At 73.7% G+C, this 20193-nt stretch carries 25 protein-coding genes; 10 read left to right on the top strand and 15 right to left on the bottom strand.

The features are described from left to right. Positions 1-116 precede the first annotated feature (116 nt). Positions 117-1124, bottom strand: coding sequence for a cytochrome d ubiquinol oxidase subunit II (gene cydB / locus E4P38_RS09875; RefSeq protein ID WP_135131648.1), 1008 nt, complete (start codon positions 1122-1124; stop codon positions 117-119). 16 nt (positions 1125-1140) lie between these two features. Next, positions 1141-2685: a cytochrome ubiquinol oxidase subunit I gene (locus E4P38_RS09880; protein ID WP_135131649.1), complete on the bottom strand. Its 1545-nt coding sequence runs from the start codon at positions 2683-2685 to the stop codon at positions 1141-1143. Between the two features lie 113 nt (positions 2686-2798). Between E4P38_RS09880 and E4P38_RS09885 the strand changes: the two genes are divergently transcribed. Next, the gene (locus tag E4P38_RS09885) at positions 2799-3158 is read left to right on the top strand and encodes a BlaI/MecI/CopY family transcriptional regulator (RefSeq protein WP_135131650.1); all 360 of its coding nucleotides are present in this window, start codon (positions 2799-2801) and stop codon (positions 3156-3158) included. 11 nt (positions 3159-3169) lie between these two features. After that, positions 3170-4102: a M48 family metalloprotease gene (locus E4P38_RS09890; RefSeq protein WP_135131651.1), complete on the top strand. Its 933-nt coding sequence runs from the start codon at positions 3170-3172 to the stop codon at positions 4100-4102. Positions 4103-4111: 9 nt separating this feature from the next. Here the strand turns inward: E4P38_RS09890 and E4P38_RS09895 are convergent, their stop codons facing one another. The 7 genes from E4P38_RS09895 to E4P38_RS09920 form a co-directional block, all read right to left on the bottom strand. After that, positions 4112-4483: a hypothetical protein gene (locus E4P38_RS09895; protein WP_135131652.1), complete on the bottom strand. Its 372-nt coding sequence runs from the start codon at positions 4481-4483 to the stop codon at positions 4112-4114. Positions 4484-4530: 47 nt separating this feature from the next. Then, positions 4531-4689 carry a hypothetical protein gene (locus E4P38_RS22885; RefSeq protein ID WP_167760517.1) on the bottom strand — a complete coding sequence of 53 codons (159 nt, stop codon included), beginning with the start codon at positions 4687-4689 and terminating at the stop codon, positions 4531-4533. Beyond that, the gene (locus tag E4P38_RS09900) at positions 4686-4889 is read right to left on the bottom strand and encodes a heavy metal-associated domain-containing protein (protein WP_280791071.1); all 204 of its coding nucleotides are present in this window, start codon (positions 4887-4889) and stop codon (positions 4686-4688) included. Before E4P38_RS09900 ends, E4P38_RS22885 begins: the two co-directional genes overlap by 4 nt. A gap of 37 nt (positions 4890-4926) precedes the next feature. Continuing rightward, on the bottom strand, positions 4927-5463 hold the full coding sequence (locus tag E4P38_RS09905) for a hypothetical protein (RefSeq protein ID WP_167760518.1): 537 nt from the start codon (positions 5461-5463) through the stop codon (positions 4927-4929). Positions 5464-5532: 69 nt separating this feature from the next. After that, positions 5533-5895, bottom strand: a complete 363-nt coding sequence (locus tag E4P38_RS09910; RefSeq protein WP_135131653.1) for a MerR family transcriptional regulator — start codon at positions 5893-5895, stop codon at positions 5533-5535. Between the two features lie 70 nt (positions 5896-5965). Next, a complete protein-coding gene (locus E4P38_RS09915) occupies positions 5966-6463 on the bottom strand; it encodes an Hsp20/alpha crystallin family protein (RefSeq protein ID WP_135131654.1) in 498 nt (165 codons plus the stop codon). Between the two features lie 127 nt (positions 6464-6590). Then, complete coding sequence (locus tag E4P38_RS09920; protein ID WP_135131655.1) at positions 6591-7484, bottom strand: oxidoreductase; 894 nt, start codon at positions 7482-7484, stop codon at positions 6591-6593. 75 nt (positions 7485-7559) lie between these two features. Between E4P38_RS09920 and E4P38_RS09925 the strand changes: the two genes are divergently transcribed. Genes E4P38_RS09925 through E4P38_RS09940 form a run of 4 tightly spaced genes read left to right on the top strand, consistent with a single transcriptional unit; the run spans position 7560 to position 10209 of the window. Further along, entirely contained in the window at positions 7560-7946 is a 387-nt protein-coding gene (locus tag E4P38_RS09925) for an STAS domain-containing protein (RefSeq protein WP_245160921.1), read from the top strand. 9 nt (positions 7947-7955) lie between these two features. Continuing rightward, positions 7956-9227: a YibE/F family protein gene (locus E4P38_RS09930; protein WP_135131657.1), complete on the top strand. Its 1272-nt coding sequence runs from the start codon at positions 7956-7958 to the stop codon at positions 9225-9227. Beyond that, positions 9224-9886: a class I SAM-dependent methyltransferase gene (locus E4P38_RS09935; RefSeq protein WP_135131658.1), complete on the top strand. Its 663-nt coding sequence runs from the start codon at positions 9224-9226 to the stop codon at positions 9884-9886. The genes E4P38_RS09930 and E4P38_RS09935 overlap by 4 nt, the downstream gene beginning before the upstream one ends. Continuing rightward, positions 9883-10209, top strand: a complete 327-nt coding sequence (locus tag E4P38_RS09940; RefSeq protein ID WP_135131659.1) for a TraR/DksA C4-type zinc finger protein — start codon at positions 9883-9885, stop codon at positions 10207-10209. Before E4P38_RS09935 ends, E4P38_RS09940 begins: the two co-directional genes overlap by 4 nt. Positions 10210-10213: 4 nt before the next feature. On the opposite strand, the gene E4P38_RS09945 is transcribed toward E4P38_RS09940, so the two are convergent. Then, positions 10214-10492 (bottom strand): hypothetical protein, encoded by a 279-nt coding sequence (locus E4P38_RS09945; protein WP_135131660.1) that lies wholly within the window; start codon positions 10490-10492, stop codon positions 10214-10216. Positions 10493-10589: 97 nt separating this feature from the next. On the opposite strand from E4P38_RS09945, the gene E4P38_RS09950 reads away from it, so the two are divergent. Continuing rightward, positions 10590-11633, top strand: a complete 1044-nt coding sequence (locus tag E4P38_RS09950; RefSeq protein WP_209309042.1) for a helix-turn-helix transcriptional regulator — start codon at positions 10590-10592, stop codon at positions 11631-11633. Positions 11634-11638: 5 nt separating this feature from the next. Here the strand turns inward: E4P38_RS09950 and E4P38_RS09955 are convergent, their stop codons facing one another. Genes E4P38_RS09955 through E4P38_RS09965 form a run of 3 tightly spaced genes read right to left on the bottom strand, consistent with a single transcriptional unit; the run spans position 11639 to position 14743 of the window. Next, complete coding sequence (locus E4P38_RS09955; RefSeq protein WP_135131661.1) at positions 11639-12760, bottom strand: prenyltransferase/squalene oxidase repeat-containing protein; 1122 nt, start codon at positions 12758-12760, stop codon at positions 11639-11641. Then, positions 12717-13496 (bottom strand): class I SAM-dependent methyltransferase, encoded by a 780-nt coding sequence (locus tag E4P38_RS09960; protein ID WP_135131662.1) that lies wholly within the window; start codon positions 13494-13496, stop codon positions 12717-12719. Before E4P38_RS09960 ends, E4P38_RS09955 begins: the two co-directional genes overlap by 44 nt. Then, entirely contained in the window at positions 13490-14743 is a 1254-nt protein-coding gene (locus tag E4P38_RS09965; RefSeq protein WP_135131663.1) for a glycosyltransferase family 4 protein, read from the bottom strand. The genes E4P38_RS09960 and E4P38_RS09965 overlap by 7 nt, the downstream gene beginning before the upstream one ends. A 96-nt stretch (positions 14744-14839) precedes the next feature. On the opposite strand from E4P38_RS09965, the gene E4P38_RS09970 reads away from it, so the two are divergent. From E4P38_RS09970 to E4P38_RS09980, 3 genes are all read left to right on the top strand, one after another. Further along, positions 14840-15133, top strand: coding sequence for a Dabb family protein (locus E4P38_RS09970; protein ID WP_135131664.1), 294 nt, complete (start codon positions 14840-14842; stop codon positions 15131-15133). A 38-nt stretch (positions 15134-15171) separates the two neighbouring features. Next, positions 15172-15933, top strand: a complete 762-nt coding sequence (locus E4P38_RS09975) for a hypothetical protein (protein ID WP_135131665.1) — start codon at positions 15172-15174, stop codon at positions 15931-15933. Between the two features lie 101 nt (positions 15934-16034). Beyond that, positions 16035-17129 carry a DUF4192 domain-containing protein gene (locus tag E4P38_RS09980; protein ID WP_135131666.1) on the top strand — a complete coding sequence of 365 codons (1095 nt, stop codon included), beginning with the start codon at positions 16035-16037 and terminating at the stop codon, positions 17127-17129. 22 nt (positions 17130-17151) lie between these two features. On the opposite strand, the gene E4P38_RS09985 is transcribed toward E4P38_RS09980, so the two are convergent. Next, positions 17152-19233 (bottom strand): S9 family peptidase, encoded by a 2082-nt coding sequence (locus tag E4P38_RS09985; protein WP_135131667.1) that lies wholly within the window; start codon positions 19231-19233, stop codon positions 17152-17154. Positions 19234-19332: 99 nt separating this feature from the next. Next, positions 19333-20058, bottom strand: a complete 726-nt coding sequence (locus E4P38_RS09990) for a metal-dependent transcriptional regulator (RefSeq protein WP_135131668.1) — start codon at positions 20056-20058, stop codon at positions 19333-19335. Positions 20059-20193 lie beyond the last annotated feature (135 nt).

Genomic DNA, 20193 nt, shown 5'->3' on the forward strand with positions numbered 1-20193 from the left:
GGCCAGGCCGGCCGCCAGCAGCACGACTCCGGCGGTCTGGCCGAGCGCGGCCAGGGCGGCCCGGACCATCGCGCCCCGCAGGCCGGGGACACCGGCGAGCGCGCCGAGCGGCCCGCTCACACCGACACCTGCTCGTGCTGCGGCCCGGCGGTGAGCCGCCTGCGGAAGACCCAGTACGTCCAGGCCTGATAGGCGAGCACGACCGGCAGCCCGACCGCGGCCACCCACGTCATGACGGTGAGCGTGTAGCCGCTGACCGAGGCGTCGGCGACGGTCACGTCGAAGGCGGCGTCGATCGTCGACGGGACGACGACCGGGAACGCCGCGCCGAAGATCGTCGCGGCCGAGGCCACCAGCATGACCGCCCAGGCGGTGAACGCCTGCCCCTCCCGTTCGAGCCGGATCCGCGTCCAGGTGATGACGACGGCCAGCGCGGCGACCAGCCAGAGCCCGGCGGTGACCGGCGTCCCGTGGCGCAGGTGCACCAGGCCGGCCCAGGCGAGCAGCGGCAGGGCCGCCACCGGCGACCAGCGCAGGGCGAGCGCGCGGGCGCGCAGCCGCACGTCCCCGTCGGTCTTCAGCGCCAGGAACAGCGCCCCGTGGACGACGGCGAACGCGACGACCGCCAGCGCGCCGAGCAGCGCCGGCCACCCCACCCCGGCGAACGCGCCGCCGACCCGGTTCCCGTCGCCGTCGATCGGCAGGCCGAGCGTCGTCGCGCCGAGTGCAGCGCCCACGCCCAGAGCGGCGACCAGCGAACCGCCGGTGATGACGTGGGTCCAGGTCGCGTCCCACCGCGGGTCGTGCGACGAGTGCCGCCACTCGAACGCGACCGCCCGAACGATCAGCCCGAGCAGCACGATCACGAACGGCAGGTAGAGCGCAGGCAGCCAGGTGGCGTACCAGCCGGGGAAGGCGGCGAACACCGCGCCGACGGCGGTGATCAGCCAGACCTCGTTGCCGTCCCAGAGCGGGCCGATGCTGCGCAGCATCAGGTGCCGGTCGGCCGGGCGGCGACCCAGCACCGGCAGCAGCGCGGCCACCCCGAAGTCGAAGCCCTCGAGGAGCAGGAAGCCGGTCCAGAGCACCGCGACCGCGGCGAACCAGAGGATCTGCAGGTCCATGTCTGTTCTCCGGGACTCAGTAGGCGAAGGAGAGGACGTCGTCGTCGACAGCGCCGTCCGGACTGTCGGCACGGTCGGGGCCGTCCGGCGTCCCGGTCGGGGTCGGCGTCCCGTCGCCCGTGGTGATGCCGCGGCGGACGAACCGCGCGATGAGCCCGATCTCGACGACCGCGAGCACGCCGTAGACGGCGGTCAGCACGATCAGCGAGGTCAGGACCTCACCGGCACCGACACCCGGCGACACGGCCTGGGCGGTGAAGAACCAGATCTGGTCGGCCACCGGCACGTCCGGGTTGGGGACGACGACGAACGGCTGCCGACCCATCTCGGTGAAGATCCAGCCCGTCGCGTTGGCCGCGAAGGGCGCCCCGATCGCGAGCAGCGACCCGTGGACGCCGAGCCGCGAGGTCGGCACCCGGCCGCGGCGGGTGGCCCAGAGCGCGTACGCGGCCACCCCCGCCGACACCGCGCCCAGGCCGATCATCAGCCGGAAGCTCCAGTAGGTCACGGCGAGCACCGGCTGGTAGTCGACCGGTTCGCCGGCCTTGTCGCCGAAGCGGGCCGGGTCGTCGGGGTAGGTCGCGCCGTAGACCTCGGCGTAGCGCTCCTGCAGCTCGTTGACGCCGGGGACGGCGGTGGAGAAGTCGCTGTGGGCGAGGAACGACAGGAGTCCCGGCACGGTGATCGAGTGGACGTCGTCGCACTCGTTGGAGCCGAGCTTGTTCCAGGCGAAGATCGAGAAGGACGCCGGCGCCTCGGTCTCGCAGAGCGCCTCGGCGGAGCTCATCTTCAGCGGCTGCTGCTGGTACATGAGCTTGCCCTGCCAGTCGCCGGTGAGGGCGACGGCGAGGAAGGCCGCGAGCGACACCCATCCGCCGAGCCGCACCGAGCGGCGCCACACCTGGTGGTCGACGTCCGCGTCCGACCGTCCCGCCAGCTTCCGCCGGCGCAGGTGCCAGAGGCCGATGCCGACCAGCAGGGCGCCGGCGACCATGAGCGCCGCGACGATCGCGTGGCTGAAGGCGGCCAGCGCGGTGTTGTTGGTCAGCACCGCACCGATGCTCGTGAGCCGCGGCTTCTCGCCATCCATCGTCACCCCGACCGGGTGCTGCATCCACGAGTTCGCGGCGATGATGAAGTACGCGCTCACGATCGAGCCGATGACCGCGGCCCACAGCGCGGCGAGGTGCACCCGCTTCGGGATCCGGCCCCAGCCGAAGATCCACAGGCCCAGGAACGTCGACTCGAGGAAGAACGCGAGCAGGGCCTCCATGGCCAGCAGCGAGCCGAACACATCGCCGACGAAGCGGGAGTACTCGCTCCAGGCGAGCCCGAACTGGAACTCCTGGACCAGCCCGGTCGCCACGCCGAGGACGAAGTTGATCAGGTAGATGCGGCCCCAGAACCGGGTCATCCGCAGCCACTCGGGCTTGTCGGTGCGCACCCACATCGTGTGCATGACCGCGACGAGGATCCCCAGACCGATGGTCAGCGGCACCATCAGGAAGTGGTAGACGGTGGTGATCCCGAACTGCCAGCGTGCGATGTCCAGGACGTCCACGGCCTGTCTCCCCTTCGGCGAGCTACGATCGACACATTCTTTCTACGCTGGGTAGAAGAACTTTTCTACGACACGTAGAAGACGGCGATGTGAGACGCGAGACAGGAGGCGCGGTGGCGTCGCTCGGAGAGCTGGAGCGGGCCGTCATGGAGCGGCTCTGGGCCGCCGACGGGCCGCTCGCGGCCACCACCCTGCGCGAGGAACTGGCCGCTCGCGGGGTCGCGCTGACCACCGTGCACACGGTGCTGACGCGGCTGGAGCAGAAGGGCTTCGTCGTCCACGACGACGGCCGGCCCCGGCTCTTCACCGCACGCGCGAGCCGCGAGGACCACGCCGCCGAGCTCATGCACGAGGTGCTGGGCCAGTCGGCCGACCGGCAGGCGGTGCTCGCCCGCTTCGTCGGCAGCGTGAACCCCGACGAGGCGCGCCTGCTGCGCGAGCTCCTCGCCGGGGCGGACGACGCCCGCACCTGACGTCGTCCCTCGTGCTGCCCGCCACCGCCGTCTCGCTCGCCGTCCTGGCGCTCCTGCTGGCCTGGCCGGTGCCGGCGCTGCTGTCCCGCGCGCACTGGCCTCGCCGGGATCCGCTGGTCGCGCTCGTCTGCTGGCAGGCGGTCGGGCTCGCCGGGGGACTGTCGATGATCGGCGCTCTGCTGGTGCACGGCCTGGCGCCGTGGGGGCACTCCCTGCCCGAGGCGGCGTGGTCGGTGCTCACGCAGAATGCCGCCGCCGATCCCGTCCGTGGCGATCACTGGGTAACGCTGACCCTCGCGGGCGTCCTGGCGTTCGAGCTGGTCGGCGTCCTGGTGCTCTCGTGGATCCGGACGACCCGTACCCGGCGGCGGCACCGGGCGCTGCTCGAACTCGTCGTCGAGCCGTCGGCGGCGCTCCCGGACACCCGGCTGCTCGACCATCCCGCGCCGGTGGCCTTCTGCATCCCCGGAGCGCGACCGCTGCTCGTGCTGTCGTCCGGGATGGTGGCCGAGCTCGACGAGGCCCAGCTGGCCGCTGTCGTCGCGCACGAGCGGGCACACCTGCGGGAGCATCATCACCTGCTCCTGCTGCCGTTCGTCGCGTGGGAGGCGGCGCTGCCGGTGCTGCCGGCGGCGGCCCGCGCGCACGCGGCGGTGCGGGAGCTGGTGGAGATGCGGGCCGACGACGTGGCGCTGACCTCGCTGTCCGGACCGGTCCCGCGGCGCACGCTGGCCCGCGCGATCGTCGCGGCGGCAGGAGGGGCGGGCGGAGCGGGGGTACCGGACGGCGCCCTCGCCGTCACCGGCAGTGCGACCGGGGTCCGGGTGGTCCGGCTGCTCGAGCCACCGCAGCCCCTCCCGGCAGCTGCCCGGTGGGTCGCACTGCTCTCCGCCGGCCTGCTGCTGCTCCTGCCGACGGCGCTGCTGCTCGTCCCCGCACTCTGAGCCCGGTGGCTAGTGCGCCGACCGCCGCGGGGCGACGGCGAGCGCGGCCGCGGCGTAGATCGCGGCGAGCGCGCCGCTGACCTGGGCGGCGCGGCCGTACTGCGGGGAGGCGACGAACGGCACCATGCTCGCCGCGTGCAGCAGGTCGACGGCCGACCCGACGCGGACCAGCGCGCGGTCGGGCACCAGGAGCACCGCGCCGTGCTGCACCAGCAGTCGGCTTCCCAGGGCGCGCACCAGCCAGAGCCGATGCGCGGGGAATGCCGGGCCTATGCGGTCGACCACCTGCTGGGGCCGGACGAGCAACGCCATGCCCGAGGCCATCCCGAGACCCGCGAGGGCGCGCGTGGCGAGTCGGCGGCGGCGGTCGGTTGCGGTCATGCGGGTCCTCCGTCGGCCGTGGTGGTGCCCGCAACCTACGTCTCTGCTTACAGGTGGAAGCAGAGACAGAGGTTCCGCGTGGACCCTCTGCCCCGCGCGACCTCCGCCGGGCGGTCGGCCGAGGGCCGGCTCGAGGGGACGTCGGTCGTCGCTGCCCGGTTCTCGGCCAGCGGCGCGAAGCCGCGCAGCCGCAGGCTGTTGGTCACGACGAACACCGAGCTGAAGGCCATCGCGGCGCCGGCGCGGTATAGCCCGTCTTCTCGACCGTGGCGATCAGGTCGTCGGTGGTGACGCCGTCGCCAAAGCTGACCTTGGCCTTCTCGGTGGCGTAGTTGACCGTCGCGGTCACGCCGTCGAGCTTGTTCAGCTTCTTCTCGACCCGGTTGGCGCAGGAGGCGCAGGTCATCCCGCCGATCAGCAGCTCGACGTCTGGGTCGCGGTGCTCATGCCCCGGTCTCCCCGGTCGCCGAGACGGTGAACGCGGCGGTGTGGACGGCGTCCCCGTGCTTGAAGTCCAGGAACAGCCGGTAGGTGCCCGACGACGGCGCCGTGCTGAAGAACGTGATGTCGGGCCCCGGCTCGGTCACGCCGTCCCCGGGCTCGCCGGAGGGGTGGACGTGCAGGTAGGCGAGGTCGCCGGTGCGGAGCACGACGAGGTGGCCATAGGCGGCCAGGTAGGGCTGCAGGTCGGTGACCGGCCGGCCGTCGCGGGTGACGCTCAGCGTCAGCTCCCATTCCTCGCCGGACACCAGGTCGCCGTCCAGGGTCACGCTGTAGCCGTCGACCTCGGCGGTCCTGGACTCCGCCGGCAGCGGGGCGGGCTGGTAGTCGCCGGGAACGGCCAGGTCCGCACCGAGGGTGCGGTTCTCCCCGTCTTCGATGCGCCGCAGGTGCTTGAGGTAGTCGTCCTTGCGGTGGATGTAGCCGTGTGCTGGTGCTCGGGAGTGCTCGGGAGTGCTCGACTGCTCGACGGTCTCCACGCGATTCCTCCTGCCGGCCGCGGGCGCTGCGACTCGGCAGGAACTATACCCCCCTAGGGTGTCTAACGACTACCCCGTGCCTCCGATGTCCCGGCGGAGCCGGTCGACGTCGGAGCGCAGCCGGGTCGCGGTGCTGCGGAGCCGGTCGGCGTCGGCGCGGGCGGACGTCAGTTCGTCCTGCAGGCCGACGATGGTCTCGGCGGAGGCGAGCGGGTGCCCGTCGTCGAGCAGGCCGCGCAGCCGCGCGGCCAGGGCGAGCTGGTGACGCGAGTAGCGCCGGTGGCCACCGGGTGAGCGGTACGGCTCCAGCGCTCCGGAGCTGTCGAGGCTGCGCAGGAAGGCCGGCTGGACGCCGAGCAGTTCCGCCGCCTGGCTCATGGTGAGCGCGGGAAAGTCCGGGTCGTCGAGCCGGTCGGTGGGGTCCTGGCTCATCGCCGCGCCTCTCGTCTGCGGGACGCAGCAGGGCCGGGTCCGTCGGGACCCGGCCCTGCGCTGCCGTCGGTCAGCTCTCGACCGCGCGGGTCTCGGCGGAGGAGGACTCGCCCTCGATGGTGCGGCTCTCGACCGATGCGGGGGCGTCGGCCCGGGACACGGTGATCTTGCGGGCCCGCGCCTTCTCGGCGACCGGGATGCTCAGCGTGAGCACGCCGTCGTGGTAGCTCGCCTCGAGGCGGTCGGTGTCCAGGCTGCGCCCGAGCACCAGCTGGCGTGTGTAGCTGCCGAAGGGGCGCTCGGCGATCGCCCACTCGGCGTTCTCGAGCTGGGGAACCGAGCGTTCCGCGCTGACGGTGAGCGTGTTGCCCTCGACCGACAGGTCGATCGAGCCGGGGTCGACGCCGGGCAGGTCGAAGTGGGCGACGAAGTTGTCGCCGACCCGGTAGGCGTCCATCGGCATGCCGGACAGTGCGCGGGCGGTCATGGTGCCCGATCGGCTGGTGAGCTGGTCCAGGGCGCGGAAGGCGGCGGACGGGCCGGTGAACGGGTCGTAGGCGGTCAACATGGTTCGGCAACCTCCTGTCGTGGTTCTGTGGAGTTCGTGCCCGAGGTGTAAACCTCTACTGGCGACTACAGATTACCTCGGCCGTGCACGGAGATAAACACCACGCGGAGAATTTTTCTCACCGCTCTCAGGCCGGTGCGACCGCCGGGAAGTCCACGCCCGTGAGCCGCGCGGACTCCTCCCACAGCCGACGCGCCAGCTCCGGGTCGCCGGCCGACGCGGTGCGGCCCACGAGCACGGGGTGGCCGCGCATCTCCTGGAACCCGTCCGGTCCGAGGTAGCTCCCGCCGGGCAGGTCGCGTGTGGCGGCGGCGAGGGTGGGCAGGGCGCCTCGCTCGTCGGACTGCGCGACCACCCGGTTGGCCAGCCTCGCTGCCCGGTCGGCCACCCAGCTCCCGGTGCGGCCCTGCAGGTTGGTCGCCGCCCAGCCGGGGTGGGCGCTCAGCGCGCGCACGGGGGATCCCGCGGCGGTGAGCCGGCGCTGCAGCTCCAGCGTGAACAGCAGGTTCGCCAGCTTCGACTGGGCGTACGCGCCGGTCGCGGAGTACGGCCGGCGCTGCCAGTTGAGGTCGTCGAGGTCGATCGAGCCGGACCGGTGCAGGTTGGAGGAGAGCGTGACGACCCGGTCGGTGATGTGCGGCAGCAGCAGGTTCGTCAGGGCGAAGTGGCCCAGGTGGTTGGTGCCGAACTGCAGCTCGAAGCCGTCGATCGTGATGCCGGCCGGGACCATCATGATCCCGGCGTTGTTGATCAGGAGATCGAGGTCGCCCGACCACGCGGCGGCGAACGCGCGCACCGACTCCAGGTCGGCGAGGTCCAGCCGGGCGACGGTCACCGTCCCGTCGATGGTCGCGGCCGCCTGCTCGCCGCGCGCCAGGTCGCGGACGGCCAGGGTGACCTGCGCCCCCGCGCGGGCGAGCTCCCGGGCGGTCACCAGACCCAGACCGCTGTTCGCGCCCGTGACGACGACCCGCCGTCCGGCCTGGGAGGGGATGTCGGTGGCTGTCCAGCGGCTCGGCATCCCCCGACTGTAGGCACGACACCGGCGCGGTCCGGATCAGGCGTGATCTGCCGTTCCTGCGGGAGCATCAGCGACGTGGAGGAGACGACGAGCCCCGCAGCCGAGCCCACGGTCACCTCCGTCCTGGAGGGCGACACCGTGCGCCTGACCCTCGCCGGCGAGCTGACCGAGGCCGCCCGCCGGCCCCTGGTGCGGGTGCTCACGGAGCTGCTCCTGCACGAGCACGACCTCGCCCGGGTGGTCCTCGACCTCCGCTCCGTGCCGTTCATGAACTCCGCCGGGATGGCCGTCCTGGTCCAGCTGGAGCGCATGGCGTCCCCGCGCGCGATCGAGGTGGCCCTGCTCGACCCACCGGACGGCGTGCTCCGCCCGCTCCAGCTCAGCGGGCTCTGGCGACGCTTCCCGATCGTGGACGCCTCCGGCGGCGGTGTCGCTCCCGCGCCGGACGGCGGCGCCTCCTAGCCTGGCCGGGTGCCGCCCAGCCACGATCACAGCCACGGTCCGGATCCGGACGCCCCGCCGCCGAGCCCCGAGACCCTCGGGCTGCGGCGGCGGGCGGTCTGGCTCATGCTGCTGCTCCTCGTGCCGGTGGCGCTGGCCACCGTCGTCGGCCTGTTCCTGCTCTGGCCCAGTGGCGAGCCGACCCGCGCGCAGCAGGCGGCCGAGATCGCACTGCCACCGGGGATGACCTATCCGGAGGGTCGGGTCGTCTCGGTGGAGCCCCTCCCGTGCGGCGGGGAGACCGGTGCCCAGCTGCAGTGCGCGACCGTCGTGGTCGAGGTGCTCGACGGGGAAGGCGCGGGCGACTTCCAGCAGATCGAGCTCTCGGCCGACGTCGTCGCCGCCGGCGTGGAGGAGGGCGACACTCTCGTGCTCACCCGGGACGCCGGGGCGGACGGCGGGGCGTCCTACGGGTTCTTCGACTACGCGCGGGGGACGCCGATCGTCGTCCTCGCGATCGTGTTCGCCGTCGTCGTGGGTCTGGTGGCGCGGCTGCGGGGTCTGGCGTCCCTGGTCGGCCTGGCCTTCGCGTTCTTCATCTTGTTCCAGTTCGTGCTGCCCGGGCTGCTGGCGGAGGAGTCGCCGACCCTGGTGAGCCTGGTCGGGTCGGCGGCGATCATGTTCGTCGTCCTCTATCTGGCACACGGCTTCACCGCCCGGACGACGACGGCGCTCGTGGGCACCCTCTTCGGGCTCACGCTGGTGGCCGTCATGGGGTCGGTGGCCGTCAGCGTCGCCCGGCTGACCGGCATCACCAATGAGGAGACGACCACCCTGCACAACTTCGACCCGACGCTGAACTTCTCCGGCCTGGTCCTCGCCGGGGTGGTCGTCGCCGGGCTGGGGGTGCTCAACGACGTCACGATCACCCAGGCGTCGGCGATCTGGCAGCTGAACGAGGTGTCGCCGGAACTCACCTGGCGGGAGCTGTTCACGCGTGGCATGGCGGTCGGCCGCGACCACATCGCCTCGACCGTCTACACGATCGTCTTCGCCTACGCCGGCGCCGCCCTCCCGCTGCTGCTGCTCTTCGAGCTCTACTCCCAGCCCTTCCTCGTCACGCTGTTCAGCTCGGTGGTGGCCGAGGAGGTCATCCGCACCCTCGTCGGCGCGATCGCCCTGGTCCTGGCCGTTCCCCTGACGACGGCGGTGGGAGCGTTCTTCGCCAAGGCGGCGAGCACCGAGGCGGGTGCCGCCACCGAGCGGCGGATGACCGCGCTGCGGGCCCGCTTCGCCCGATGAGCGAGGCTGTGCAGGTGAGCCACGGCCTACCCACCGTCCCGCCCGATGACCTCCTCGCCGCCGCCCGGGCCGCCCGGGGCTTCATGCCCGACGACGAGGGCCGCGCGTTGTACGAGGCCGCCCGCGCCGTCGCCGTCCCCGGGCCGTTGCTCGAGGTGGGCAGCTGGATGGGCAAGTCGGCGCTGTACCTGGCCGCGGCCGCGCGCGAGACCGGCCGCCAGGTGGTGACCGTCGACCACCACCGCGGCTCGGAGGAGCACCAGCCCGGCTGGGAGTACCACGACCCGTCGCTGGTCGACCCGCACGTCGGCCGGATCGACACCCTGCCGCACTTCCGCCGCACGGTCGCCGCCGCCGGGGCGGAGGACGTCGTCGTCGCCGTCGTCACCCGCTCGGAGGTGCTGGCGCCGCTGTGGTCGACCCCGCTGGCGCTGCTGTTCCTCGACGGCAGCCACACCGAGGAGTCCGCCCGCCGCGACCAGGACGCGTGGGTCGCCAAGGTCGCAGTCGGCGGCACCCTGGCCATCCACGACGTCTTCCCCGACCCGGCCGACGGCGGTCAGGCGCCGTACGGCGTGTACACGCGGGTCGTGGACTCCGGCGACTTCGAGGAGCTGCCCGGCACCGGGTCGCTGCGACTGCTCCGCAGGCTGCGATGAGCGATCCGCTGCTCAGCGAGCGCGAGGCGGCGCTCGCCCAGATCGAGTCCCTGACGAAGGAGTTCGACAGCGTCGTCGACGCCTCCCGGTCGTCCAACGCCGACGACGAGCACGACCCGGAGGGCGCCACGATCGCCTTCGAGCGGCAGCAGGTCGTCGCGCTGCTCGACCAGGCCCGGCGGCGGCTGGCCGACGTCGACGCGGCGCTGGCCCACCGCGAGGCGGGGGACTACGGGATCTGTGAGACCTGCGGCCGCCCGATCGCCCCGGAGCGGTTGGCCGCCCGCCCCGCGGCGCGTACCTGCATCGACTGCGCCCGCTGAGCGCTCAGACCGTTTCCAGGATGCGGGTCTGCGGCGTGCCGGCCAGGGCGGGGGAGGAGTCCCGGGACGCCCACACCGTGGACTCCAGGAAGCCGAGGAATCGCTCGGCCGCCTCGCGGGTCGGGAAGTCGAGGTCGACCACGACGTAGTGGTCGTCGTCCACCGGCTGCTGGACCCGCTCGGCGGACACGCCTCCCTGCCGGCGCTGCTCCGCGAACCGGTCGAAGGCTGCGCGCCACACGGCGAGGTCGGTGACGGGGTGCTCGATGTGCAGGGTGGGCATCGCGGGCTCCTCGGGCTGGGGGATCGACTCAGGAACCCGACGCTAGGGAGGCCGTCCGGCCTTGCCCATCCCAGAAGGCTGGGGTCATCCTCCGGGCGTGGTCGATCTCCGCGAGCGCGCGGAACGGATCTGCGCGTCGCGCCTCGACGCCCGGACGCTGCGGCTGCGCCTGCTCGCCGAGCTCGGCCGCGCCGTTCCGTTCGACGCCTACGCGTGGGTCCTCACCGATCCGGCGACGTCGGTGGGCTCGGCTCCGCTGGCCGACGTGCCCGCCCTCGCCGAACTGCCCCGGCTGATCCGGCTCCGGTACCTCACGCCGCTGAACCGGTGGACGACGCTTGTCGACCCGCCGGTCGCGCTGCTGTCCGAGGCGACCGGCGGGAACCTCTCCCGGAGTCTCGTCTGGCGCGAGCTGCTGCGCCGCCACGACGTCAGCGACGTCGCCTCCGTGGTCTTCCGGGATGCGCACGGCTGCTGGGCCTTCCTGGAGCTGTGGCGGACCGGCGGCCGCACCTTCGGCGATGCCGACGTCGCCGTCCTCCGGGCCGTCGTCCCGGCGGTGACGACGGCACTGCGGCAGGCCCAGGGACGGACCTTCGCCGCCGCGGCGGGCCGCGACCGCCTGCCGTCGGGGCCCCTGGTGCTCCTCCTGTCACCGGATCTCGAGGTGGTGCGCCAGACACCCGGGACGCGTGAGCAGCTCCGGCTCCTGGTCCCGCGGGACGACGGCGGGCCACCCGTACCGGCCGGCGCCTACAACGTCGCGGCGCAGCTGCTGGCCACGGAGGCGGGTGTCGACGGCAGTCCTCCGCTGGCACGGGTGCACCTGGCCGAGGGTCAGTGGATGACCCTCCGGGCGGCCCGGATGGACGACGACCCGCAGCGGATCGAACGCGACATCGCCGTCACGATCGAGGCGTCGACCCCCGCGGAACGGGTCGACCTGTTCGGCCGCTGCTGCGGGCTCAGCGACCGCGAGCAGGAACTCCTCGGCCATCTCGCTGCCGGGAGCGACACCCGGGAGATCGCGGCCCGCATGTACCTGTCCGCCTACACGGTGCAGGACCACCTGAAGTCGGTGTTCACGAAGACCGGGACGCGCAGCCGGCCGTCAGTCCTGGCCCGCGCACTCGGGAGCTGACCCGGTCAGCCGGCGAGCCAGTCCGCGGTGGAGTCGTCGACGTCGGCCATCCCGGCCGCCGGCAGCGCGGCCGGGTCGGGAAACAGTCCGGATGCCGCGCTCGCCCCGGAGATCGCATCGGCGGCCAGCACCACGGCGCCGGCGGTCCACGTCGTCCGTTCGACCGGCCAGCGGGCGTCGTCGGCGAAGACGTAGCCCGTCCAGTAGGACCCGTCGTCGTGCCGGAGGTGCTGCATCGCGGCGACCTGCTCGACCGCCGCGTCGGCCTGTCCGGCGGCGGCGAGGGCGAGGGCCAGCTCGCAGGTCTCGGCCCCGGTCACCCAGGGCCGGTCGGCCACGCACCGGGCGCCCAGGCCCGGGACGACGAACCGGTCCCAGTCGGCGGCCAGGCGGTCGTTCGCGGCCGCACCCGTCACCGCGCCGCCGAGCACGGGGTAGTACCAGTCCATCGAGTACCGCGACCGGTCGGCGAAGTCCCCGGGCCGGGTCCGCAGCGCCGTCCCGAGGTCGGTGACCGCGAGCTCCCAGTCGGGCTGGGTCTCCCCGACCAGGCCGGCCAGCGCGATCCCGCAGCGCAGCGCCTGGAAGAGGCTGGAGTTGCCGGTCAGCAGCGCGGTGCCGTCGGGGGTCCCGTCGGGCCGCAGCGCCCAGCCGATCGCGCCGCCGGGCAGTTGCATCCGGGTCACCAGATCCAGTCCGGCGCGGACGGCCGGCCACAGGTCGACGACCAGTTCCTCGTCACGCGTGAGCAGCCAGCTGTGCCAGGCGCCGACGGCGAGGTAGCCCGCGTGGTTGCTCTCGGTGGCCGGCGCGGACTCGCGGCCCGCGCGGTACTCGGCGGCCCACGACCCGTCGGGGCGCTGCCGGTCGGCCAGCCACCTGTAGGCCGCACGGGCGCGGTCGTGCTCGCCACCGAGGTCGAGGGCCATGGCGGCCTCGACGGAGTCCCAGGGGTCCAGCTGCCCGTCGGTGAGCCAGGGGAGCGCTCCGTCGGCGTCCTGCTGGGAAGCGATCCAGGCGACGGTCGTGCGGACGGCGTCCCCGCTCAGGACCCCCGGCAGCTCGGGCAGGAGGCCACCGGGGTCAGCGCGCGGCAGCGGTCCGCTCCCACTCCGTGGGGCCGCCACCGGCCGATCCACCGGCTCGCCGCGGGAGGGCGGGCTTGTCGGCGTAGACGACCAGGCTCTTGCCGAAGACGGGGTCGAGGACGCGCTCGGCGGTGCGGGTCACCCACGGCCGCTTCGTGAGGTCCCAGACGAGCATCCGGTGGTAGGCCCGGACGACGGCGGCGTCGCGCTCCACGCCGACCGCGCACTTGAGCCACCAGTACGGCGCGTGCAGCGCGTGGGCGTGGTGGCTGCCCCCCGGCACCAGCCCGACCGACGCGAGCCGCGTCCGGACGACGTCGCGTCGGTAGATGCGGATGTGGCCGCCCTCGTTGGCGTGGTACTCGTCCGACAACGCCCAGCAGATCCGCTCCGGGCCGTAGCGCGGCACGGTCACCGCGACTCGGCCGCCCGGCTTGAGCACGCGCGCGATCTCGGCCATGGCGGCGACGTCGTCCGGGATGTGCTCGAGCACCTCCGAGGCCATCACCCGGTCGACGCTCGCGTCGGGGACCGGCAGCGCGGTCAGGTCGCCCCGGACCACCTCGAAGCGGGCCCCGTCCGGCGCCTCGCCGGCCTCGGCGATGGCCCCCAGCCAGCGCTTCGTCGTCTCGACCTCGGACTGCCCCCAGTCGACGGCGACGACCGACGCGCCGCGGCGGTAGGCCTCGAACGCATGCCGGCCCTCGCCGCAGCCCAGGTCGAGCACGGTCATGCCGGGCCGCAGGTCGAGACGGTCGTAGTCGACGGTCAGCACGGCCTTCCCTTGCGGTCGAGTGTCTCGGCGTACCAATCGGCGGTGCGCTGCGCCGTCGCCCGCCAGGTGAAGGAGTCCAGCACCCGGCGCCGCCCCGCGCGGCCCAGCTGCTCGGCGAGCCCGGGGGAGTCCAGCACCAGCTGGAGCGCGGCGGTCAGCTCGCCGACGTCCCCGGCCCGCACGCGCAGGCCCGCCTTCGTGCCGACGACCTCCGGCAGCGCGCCCGCGTCGGTGGTGACCAGGGGGGTCGCGCACGCCATGGCCTCCACCGCAGGCAGCGAGAACCCCTCGTACAGCGACGGGATCGCGACGACGGAGGCCCGCTGCAGCAGGTCGACGAGCTCGGCCTGCGGAACGGACCCGGTGAACCGGACGGCGTCGCGCAGCGCGAGCCGGTCCAGCGCCGCCTCCGCCGGGCCGCCCGGGCGCGCCGTGCCGACGACGGTGAGCCGCACCGGCCGTTCGGTGCGCAGCTTGGCGAGCGCCTCGAGCAGGTGCACGAGGCCCTTCAGCGCCACGTCGGCGCTGGTGATCACCAGGATCGAGTCCGGGTCGCGGGGCTGCCCCACCGGCGGCGGCGTGAACTCGTCGGGGTCGATGCCGACCGGGATGACCTCGATGCCGTCCGGGGACAGACCCATGTGCGTGGCGATGTCGCGTCGGGAGTTCTCCGACACCGTGGTGACGGCGTCCAGCCGGGCGGCCACGCGGGCCTGCATGCCGGTGAAGGCGTACCAGCGGCGCAGCGTCAGCCGTCGCCGCAGCGAGGGGGTGGCGGCCAGTTCGAGCGTGCGGTCGATCGCGATCGGGTGGTGCACGGTCGCCACGGTGGGGATGCCGGCCCGGGTCAGCCGCAGCAGCCCCCAGCCCAGCGACTGGTTGTCGTGGACGACGTCGAACTCGGCGGCCCGCGGGAGCAGGTGCCGGGCCGCCCGGAGGCTGAAGGTCATCGGCTCCGGAAAGCCGGCGGTGCACATGGTGGCCCACTCGGCCACGTCCACCCAGTCGCGGAACTCCGAGGGGCGGGGGGTGCGGAAGGGGTCCGGTTCGCGGTAGAGGTCCAGGCTCGGCAGCCGGCTGATCGCGACGCCGTCGTCGAGCTCGGGATAGGGCTGGCCGCTGAGGACCTCCACGCGGTGGCCGAGCTCGGTCAGCTCCCGGGAGAGCGCCCGGACGTAGATGCCCTGCCCGCCGCTGTGCGGCTTGCTGCGGTAGGACAGCAGTGCGATGCGCAGCGACCGTCCCATGCGCCGGAACTCTAACGAGCGGGCCGACGCCCGCGGCTACCAGCCGGTAACCGGCCTCCTCGCGCACCCCTCCCGGCGCCTGGCAGGGTGCGGGTCATGATCCGTCACGTCGTCGTCTTCACCTGGTCAGCGCAGGCCGACGCGTCCCGCCGGAGGACGACCATCGAGGCGCTGCGCCGGTTGCGGCAGGACGTCGGCGGAATGACCTACTTCGCGGTCGCCGAGGACGCCGGGCTCACCGACGGCAATGCCGACACGGTCCTGATCGCCGACTTCCCTGACGTCGAGGCCTTCTACCGGTACGCGCAGGACCCGGTGCACCTGTCGGTCATCGCCGAGCACGTCCGCCCGTGGCTGGCCGGCCGCAGCGCCGTCCAGTACCAGTTCTGAGCGTGTCGGGCGGCAGCGGAACGGTTAGGTTCAGGTGCATGTCGATCACCGCCCGCCATAGCCGCGCCCTCCTGGCGACCGGCCTGGCCGCCGCCGCGCTGCTCACCGCCTGTGGCGGGGACGACGGCACGGACACCTCGGCCAGCTCCTCGGCCGCGTCGTCCTCCGCCGAGGAGACGAGCGCTCCCGACCTGACCTCCGGGCTGCTGCCGGCCGAGGCCTTCGGCCCGCAGGCCGCCGTCGTGGCGATCTCGCTCGAGCAGCTGCAGCAGGGCACCGGCATCGCCGCGGCCGGGGCGGAGGGCCTGCAGATCACCCCCGAGGCCTGCGCCGCGGCGGTCAAGGGTGCGCAGCCGTCGTTCGACGCCTTCGACGACGTGGCCGCCGAGAGCGCGACCATCGGGACCGCGGCCACCGTCGAGGTCCTGGTGCGGGGCGGCCCGATCAAGGACGCCGTCGAGCAGCTGTCCGCCGCGGCCGAGCGCTGCCCGCAGGCGCAGATCACCTCGCCGCAGATCGGGCAGGCGACCGTCACCTTCGAGGCGCTGCCGGTCGACGATCTCGGGGACGGCGCCGCCCTGCTGCGGTACACGACCGTGGTGAGCCTGCCCGACGGCAGCCAGGTGACGATCCCTGCGCTGATCGGGGCGGTCGAGGACGGTGACCGGCTGCTCGTGATGATGAGCCTCGACGCCGGCGGCGCGGCGCCCGGCGCGGCTCCGGCGACGCCGCAGGACGCGGCGGCCTTCGCCAACCTGCTCGCCCAGGCCTACGACGCGCAGGCGGCCGCTCTCGACTGAGCAGTCCGCGCGTCGTCCACAGCCGGGCCGGCCGCCGGACCCCTGTCCACAGATAGCCGCCGCGGACCTGCGCGGCGGCACTGCGCGGACAGGGTCGGGGCATGGACACACGCCCCGATGGAGACCCCCCGCCGGCCGCCGAGTTCCTCCCCGGATGGCCGCCGGAGCCCATCGGGGTGCGTATCCGGGACGTCGGGGAGATCGCCGCGGCCCTGCCCCACCTGCTCGGCTTCCGTCCGCGGGAGTCGGTCGTCCTGGTGAGTCTGACCGGCGACGGGGGTCAGCAGGTCGGCCTGACCGTCCGGGCCGACATCCCTCCGCCGGAGCACGACCGAGAGCTGGCGAGGGTGCTCTCCCGGAGTCTGTGCACCGACCGCCCGGACTGCGCGGTGATCGTGATCGTCTCCGACGCCCTCGACGGGGGGCAGCCGGGGGAGCCGCAGCTGCCGCACCGGCACCTCGCCCGGGAGATGGCGCGCGCCCTGGCCCGCCGCGACGTGGGCGTCCGGCACACCCTGTTCGTCCGGGACGGTCACTGGTGGGACTACGACTGCACGCTCAGCTGCTGCCGCCCCGCCGGGGGAACGCTGCTGCCGACCGAGGTGACCGAACTCGAGGTCGCGGCGATCGCGACCGGGACCGTGGTCGAGCGCGACCGCGACGACCTCGCGGCCCGGCTCGCCCCGCCGGCGGGAGGCGAGCGCGGTGCCATGGCGGCCGTCTGTGCCCGGATCGCGGTCGAGTGCTCGACGGCCGTCCTGGACTCCGGCCCCGACGCCGTGGCGGCGGCATCGTGGTCGGCCGTCACCACCGCGGCCGCCCGCTACCGCCCCGGAGCGCCCACGGGTCTGACGGATGCGGAGGTGGCGCGCGTCGTGTGGGGACTGCGCGACGGCGAGGTGCGCGACCGGGCGCTGGCACTGGCGCTGGGTGCGGACCCGGCCGCGGCCGAGCAGCTCTGGACCGAGTGCACACGCCGGGCACCGGCCCCGCTGGACGCCGCACCCGCCACGCTGCTCGCCGTGTGTGCCTGGCTGCGCGGCGACGGTGCGATGGCCAACGTGGCGCTCGGCCGGGCGCTGGCCAGCGAGCCCGGGTACAGCCTCGCGCGGTTGCTGAGCGACGCGCTGGCCGCCTGCGTGACCCCGGCGGACCTGCGGGCGCTGCTCGCCGAGGCCTGCCCGTCGGTCGGCTGAGGTGCCCGCCGCCGGCCGGTGTTCAGAGCAGCTCGGGCCGCTGCCACTCCTCCTCGAGCACGTGCTCGGCCAGGAAGTTCAGCACCGTCTCGTACCAGACCAGCGTGTTCCCCGGCGTGAGGACCCAGTGGTTCTCGTCCGGGAAGTAGAGGAACTTCGAGGGGATGCCGCGCTTCTGCAGGTCGTACCAGAGGCGCAGCGCCTCCCCGATCGGCACGCGGTAGTCCTTGTCGCCGTGGATCACCAGCATCGGCGTGCGGATCGCGTCGGCGTAGCGGTGCGGGGAGTTCTGCTCGTAGCGCTTGGGCTCGCGCAGCGGGTCGCCCCACTCCTTCTCCCAGTAGTAGGCCGCGTCCGTGGTGCCGGTGAAGGCGTCGAGGTCCCACAGGCTGGCGTGGGTCACGATCGCCCGGAAGCGGTCGGTCTGGGTCGCCACCCAGTTGGCCATGTAGCCACCGAACGAGCCCCCCATCGCTGCGGTGCGGGAGGCGTCGATGTCGGGCCGCTGCTCGGCGGCGTCGACGGCAGCCATCAGGTCGGCGTACGGCGCCCCGCCCCACTCACCCCAGCCGCGCTGCACGAAGTCCAGGCCGAAACCCTGCGAGAGCGCGGGATTGGGCAACAGCACGGCGTACCCGCGGGCGGCCAGCACCCACGGGCACCAGCGCCACGACCACGAGTTCCAGCTCATGAGCGGACCGCCGTGGATCCACAGCACCAGCGGGGCAGGGGACTCAGCCGAGGCGCCGTCCGGGAGCACGAGCCAGGACTGGACCCGCGTGCCGTCCGGCGCGGTCGCCTCCACGTCGTGCAAGGTCCCGGGCAGGGGGCCGACGGTGCCCGGGGTGGACAGCTGCGCCGGATCCTGCAACGGGGCCTCCGGGTCCAGCCGGACGGGGAGCGGCGGCGAGTCGTACGCGGACCGCAGCGCGTAGAGGGCGCTGCCGTCGCGGGCCACCTGCAGGTCGCTGTAGGCGCCGTCCGCGGTGAGGCGCACCGGCGCCCCGCCGGTCACCGGCACCCGGAAGATCGCGTGCCGTCCGTCGTCGTCGGCCAGGAAGTAGACCGCGGAGCCGTCGGCGCTGAACTGCGGGGCGCTGGGCCACCGGTCGAAGTCGGGCGTGAGCTCGGACGCCGCCCCGCCGGACAGGTCCACCAGCAGCAGCGTGTAGTCCGGGCAGTCGGCGTAGGTGGAGAGCCTCTCTCGGACGCACACCAGCGATGCGCTGTCGGGGGAGAAGCGCGGCGCGTACACGTCGGCCAGCGGGTCGTCGACGAGCACGCGGGTCTCTCCGGTCGCCGTCTCGGTCAGCACGACCCGGGAGCGGCGGCCCGCCGGGCCGTCCGGCACGTCCTCGGAGCGCGCCGCCAGCCGTCCGTCGGGGGAGAGGGCGAAGTCGTCCCCCGCGCCGTGCGGCGGCCGCGCCTCGGGCGTCAGGTCGCGGAGGGCCGGCGGCTCGGCCGCGGCACCGGTCGGTTCGTCGGCCGGGAGTTGTCCCGCCCAGAACAGGTGCGGCGCGGCCGGCCCGAGGTCGTGGTCCCAGAACCGCACCGGATAGGTCTCGTGGAGGATCGCGGTGACGCCCGCGTCCTTCCGCTGCTTGCGGCGCTCGTCGTCGGCCTCGGCGTCGGAGGCGCCGGGCATCGTCGCCGCGGCGACCACCACGTCCCCCGACCCGGTGGCGATCCGGAACCCGGCGACGCCCCCCGGCCGGGTCAGCGCGAGGCGGGCCTCGCCCCCGCCCGCCGGAAGGCTCCACAGCGCCAGCTTGGGGTCACCTTCCTCCGTCGTGCCAGGGACGGGGCGGGCCGAGGTGAACAACAGCGATCCGTCGGGCAGCCAGGCCGGCGAGGACTCCCCGGGGGCGCTGCGGGTCAGCCGCCGGGCGGGCAGCTCACCGGCGGGGTCGATCTCCCACAGGGCCGACTGCCACTTCTTCTTGTCCGCGTCGAGGGTCGCCACCGAGACGGCCAGCCGCGCGCCGTCGTCGGAGAGGGCGAGCCCGCCCAGCCGGGGGACGGCCACGAAGTCGGCCAACCGGGAGAACGGGCTGGGCGCCGGCGCGCTGTCGGACTGCTCGGACGCAACGGAGGGCTTGCTCACCTGTCGGCCTTCTCTCGCGGAAACGTCGGTCGACCCATCACGGTAGTGAGGGTGCAACCGGGTGCGCGCGAACGGGCAGCGTGCTCCCGACCCACCGGATCAGAGCAGGGGAGCGACCTCGAGGGGCGTGCGGCGCTCGTCGGCGGCCGTGACGAAGACGTGGTGCGCGACGCCGTTCGGCAGGGGCTGGCCGTCGAGGCTCACCGAGCCCTCCACGAGCCGGGCGTCCATCGTGGCTCCCGGTCGCACGCCCTGTTCGGCCAGCACGCGGAGCAGCTCGGCGTTCTCCTGGAGCTGCTCGCTGATCCGCCGGATGGTGACCGGGCGCCCTTCGGCCGTCGCCGTCGTGGAGAGCAGCGTCAGCGAGTCGAGGACCGCCGAGGTCTCGCCGCCGACCGGCTCGTTGCCGTGCAGCGCCTCCAGACCCGGGATCGGGTTGCCGAACGGCGACATCGAGGGGTTGCCGAGCAGGGTCATCAGCTTGCGCTCGACCGCCTCGCTCATGACGTGCTCCCAGCGGCACGCCTCCTCGTGGACATCGGCGTAGTCCAGCCCGATGACGTCGACGAGCAGGCACTCCGCCAGCCGGTGCTTGCGCATGACCGCCGTCGCCAGCTGACGTCCCTCGTCGGACAGCTGCAGGTGCCGGTCGCCCTCGACGGTCAGCAGGCCGTCGCGCTCCATGCGGGCCACGGTCTGGCTCACGGTGGGACCGCTCTGGTGGAGTCGCTCCGCGATGCGTGCCCGCAGCGGGACGATCCCCTCTTCCTCCAGCTCGAAGATCGTCCGGAGGTACATCTCGGTCGTGTCGATGAGGTCGTTCACAGGTACTCCTCCGTGTCGCACACGAGTCTACGGGTGTTCCGGCTCCCACCTGGTCAGCCGGACGAGTGGTCCGGGGCACGGTCGCGACCGCTCGGTCAACGGGTAGCGTCCGGCGCGTGCGCGGGCCTGCCCGCG

The organism is Blastococcus sp. CT_GayMR16 (assembly GCF_004570875.1).
In the GTDB taxonomy this organism is placed as follows: Bacteria; Actinomycetota; Actinomycetes; order Mycobacteriales; family Geodermatophilaceae; genus Blastococcus_B.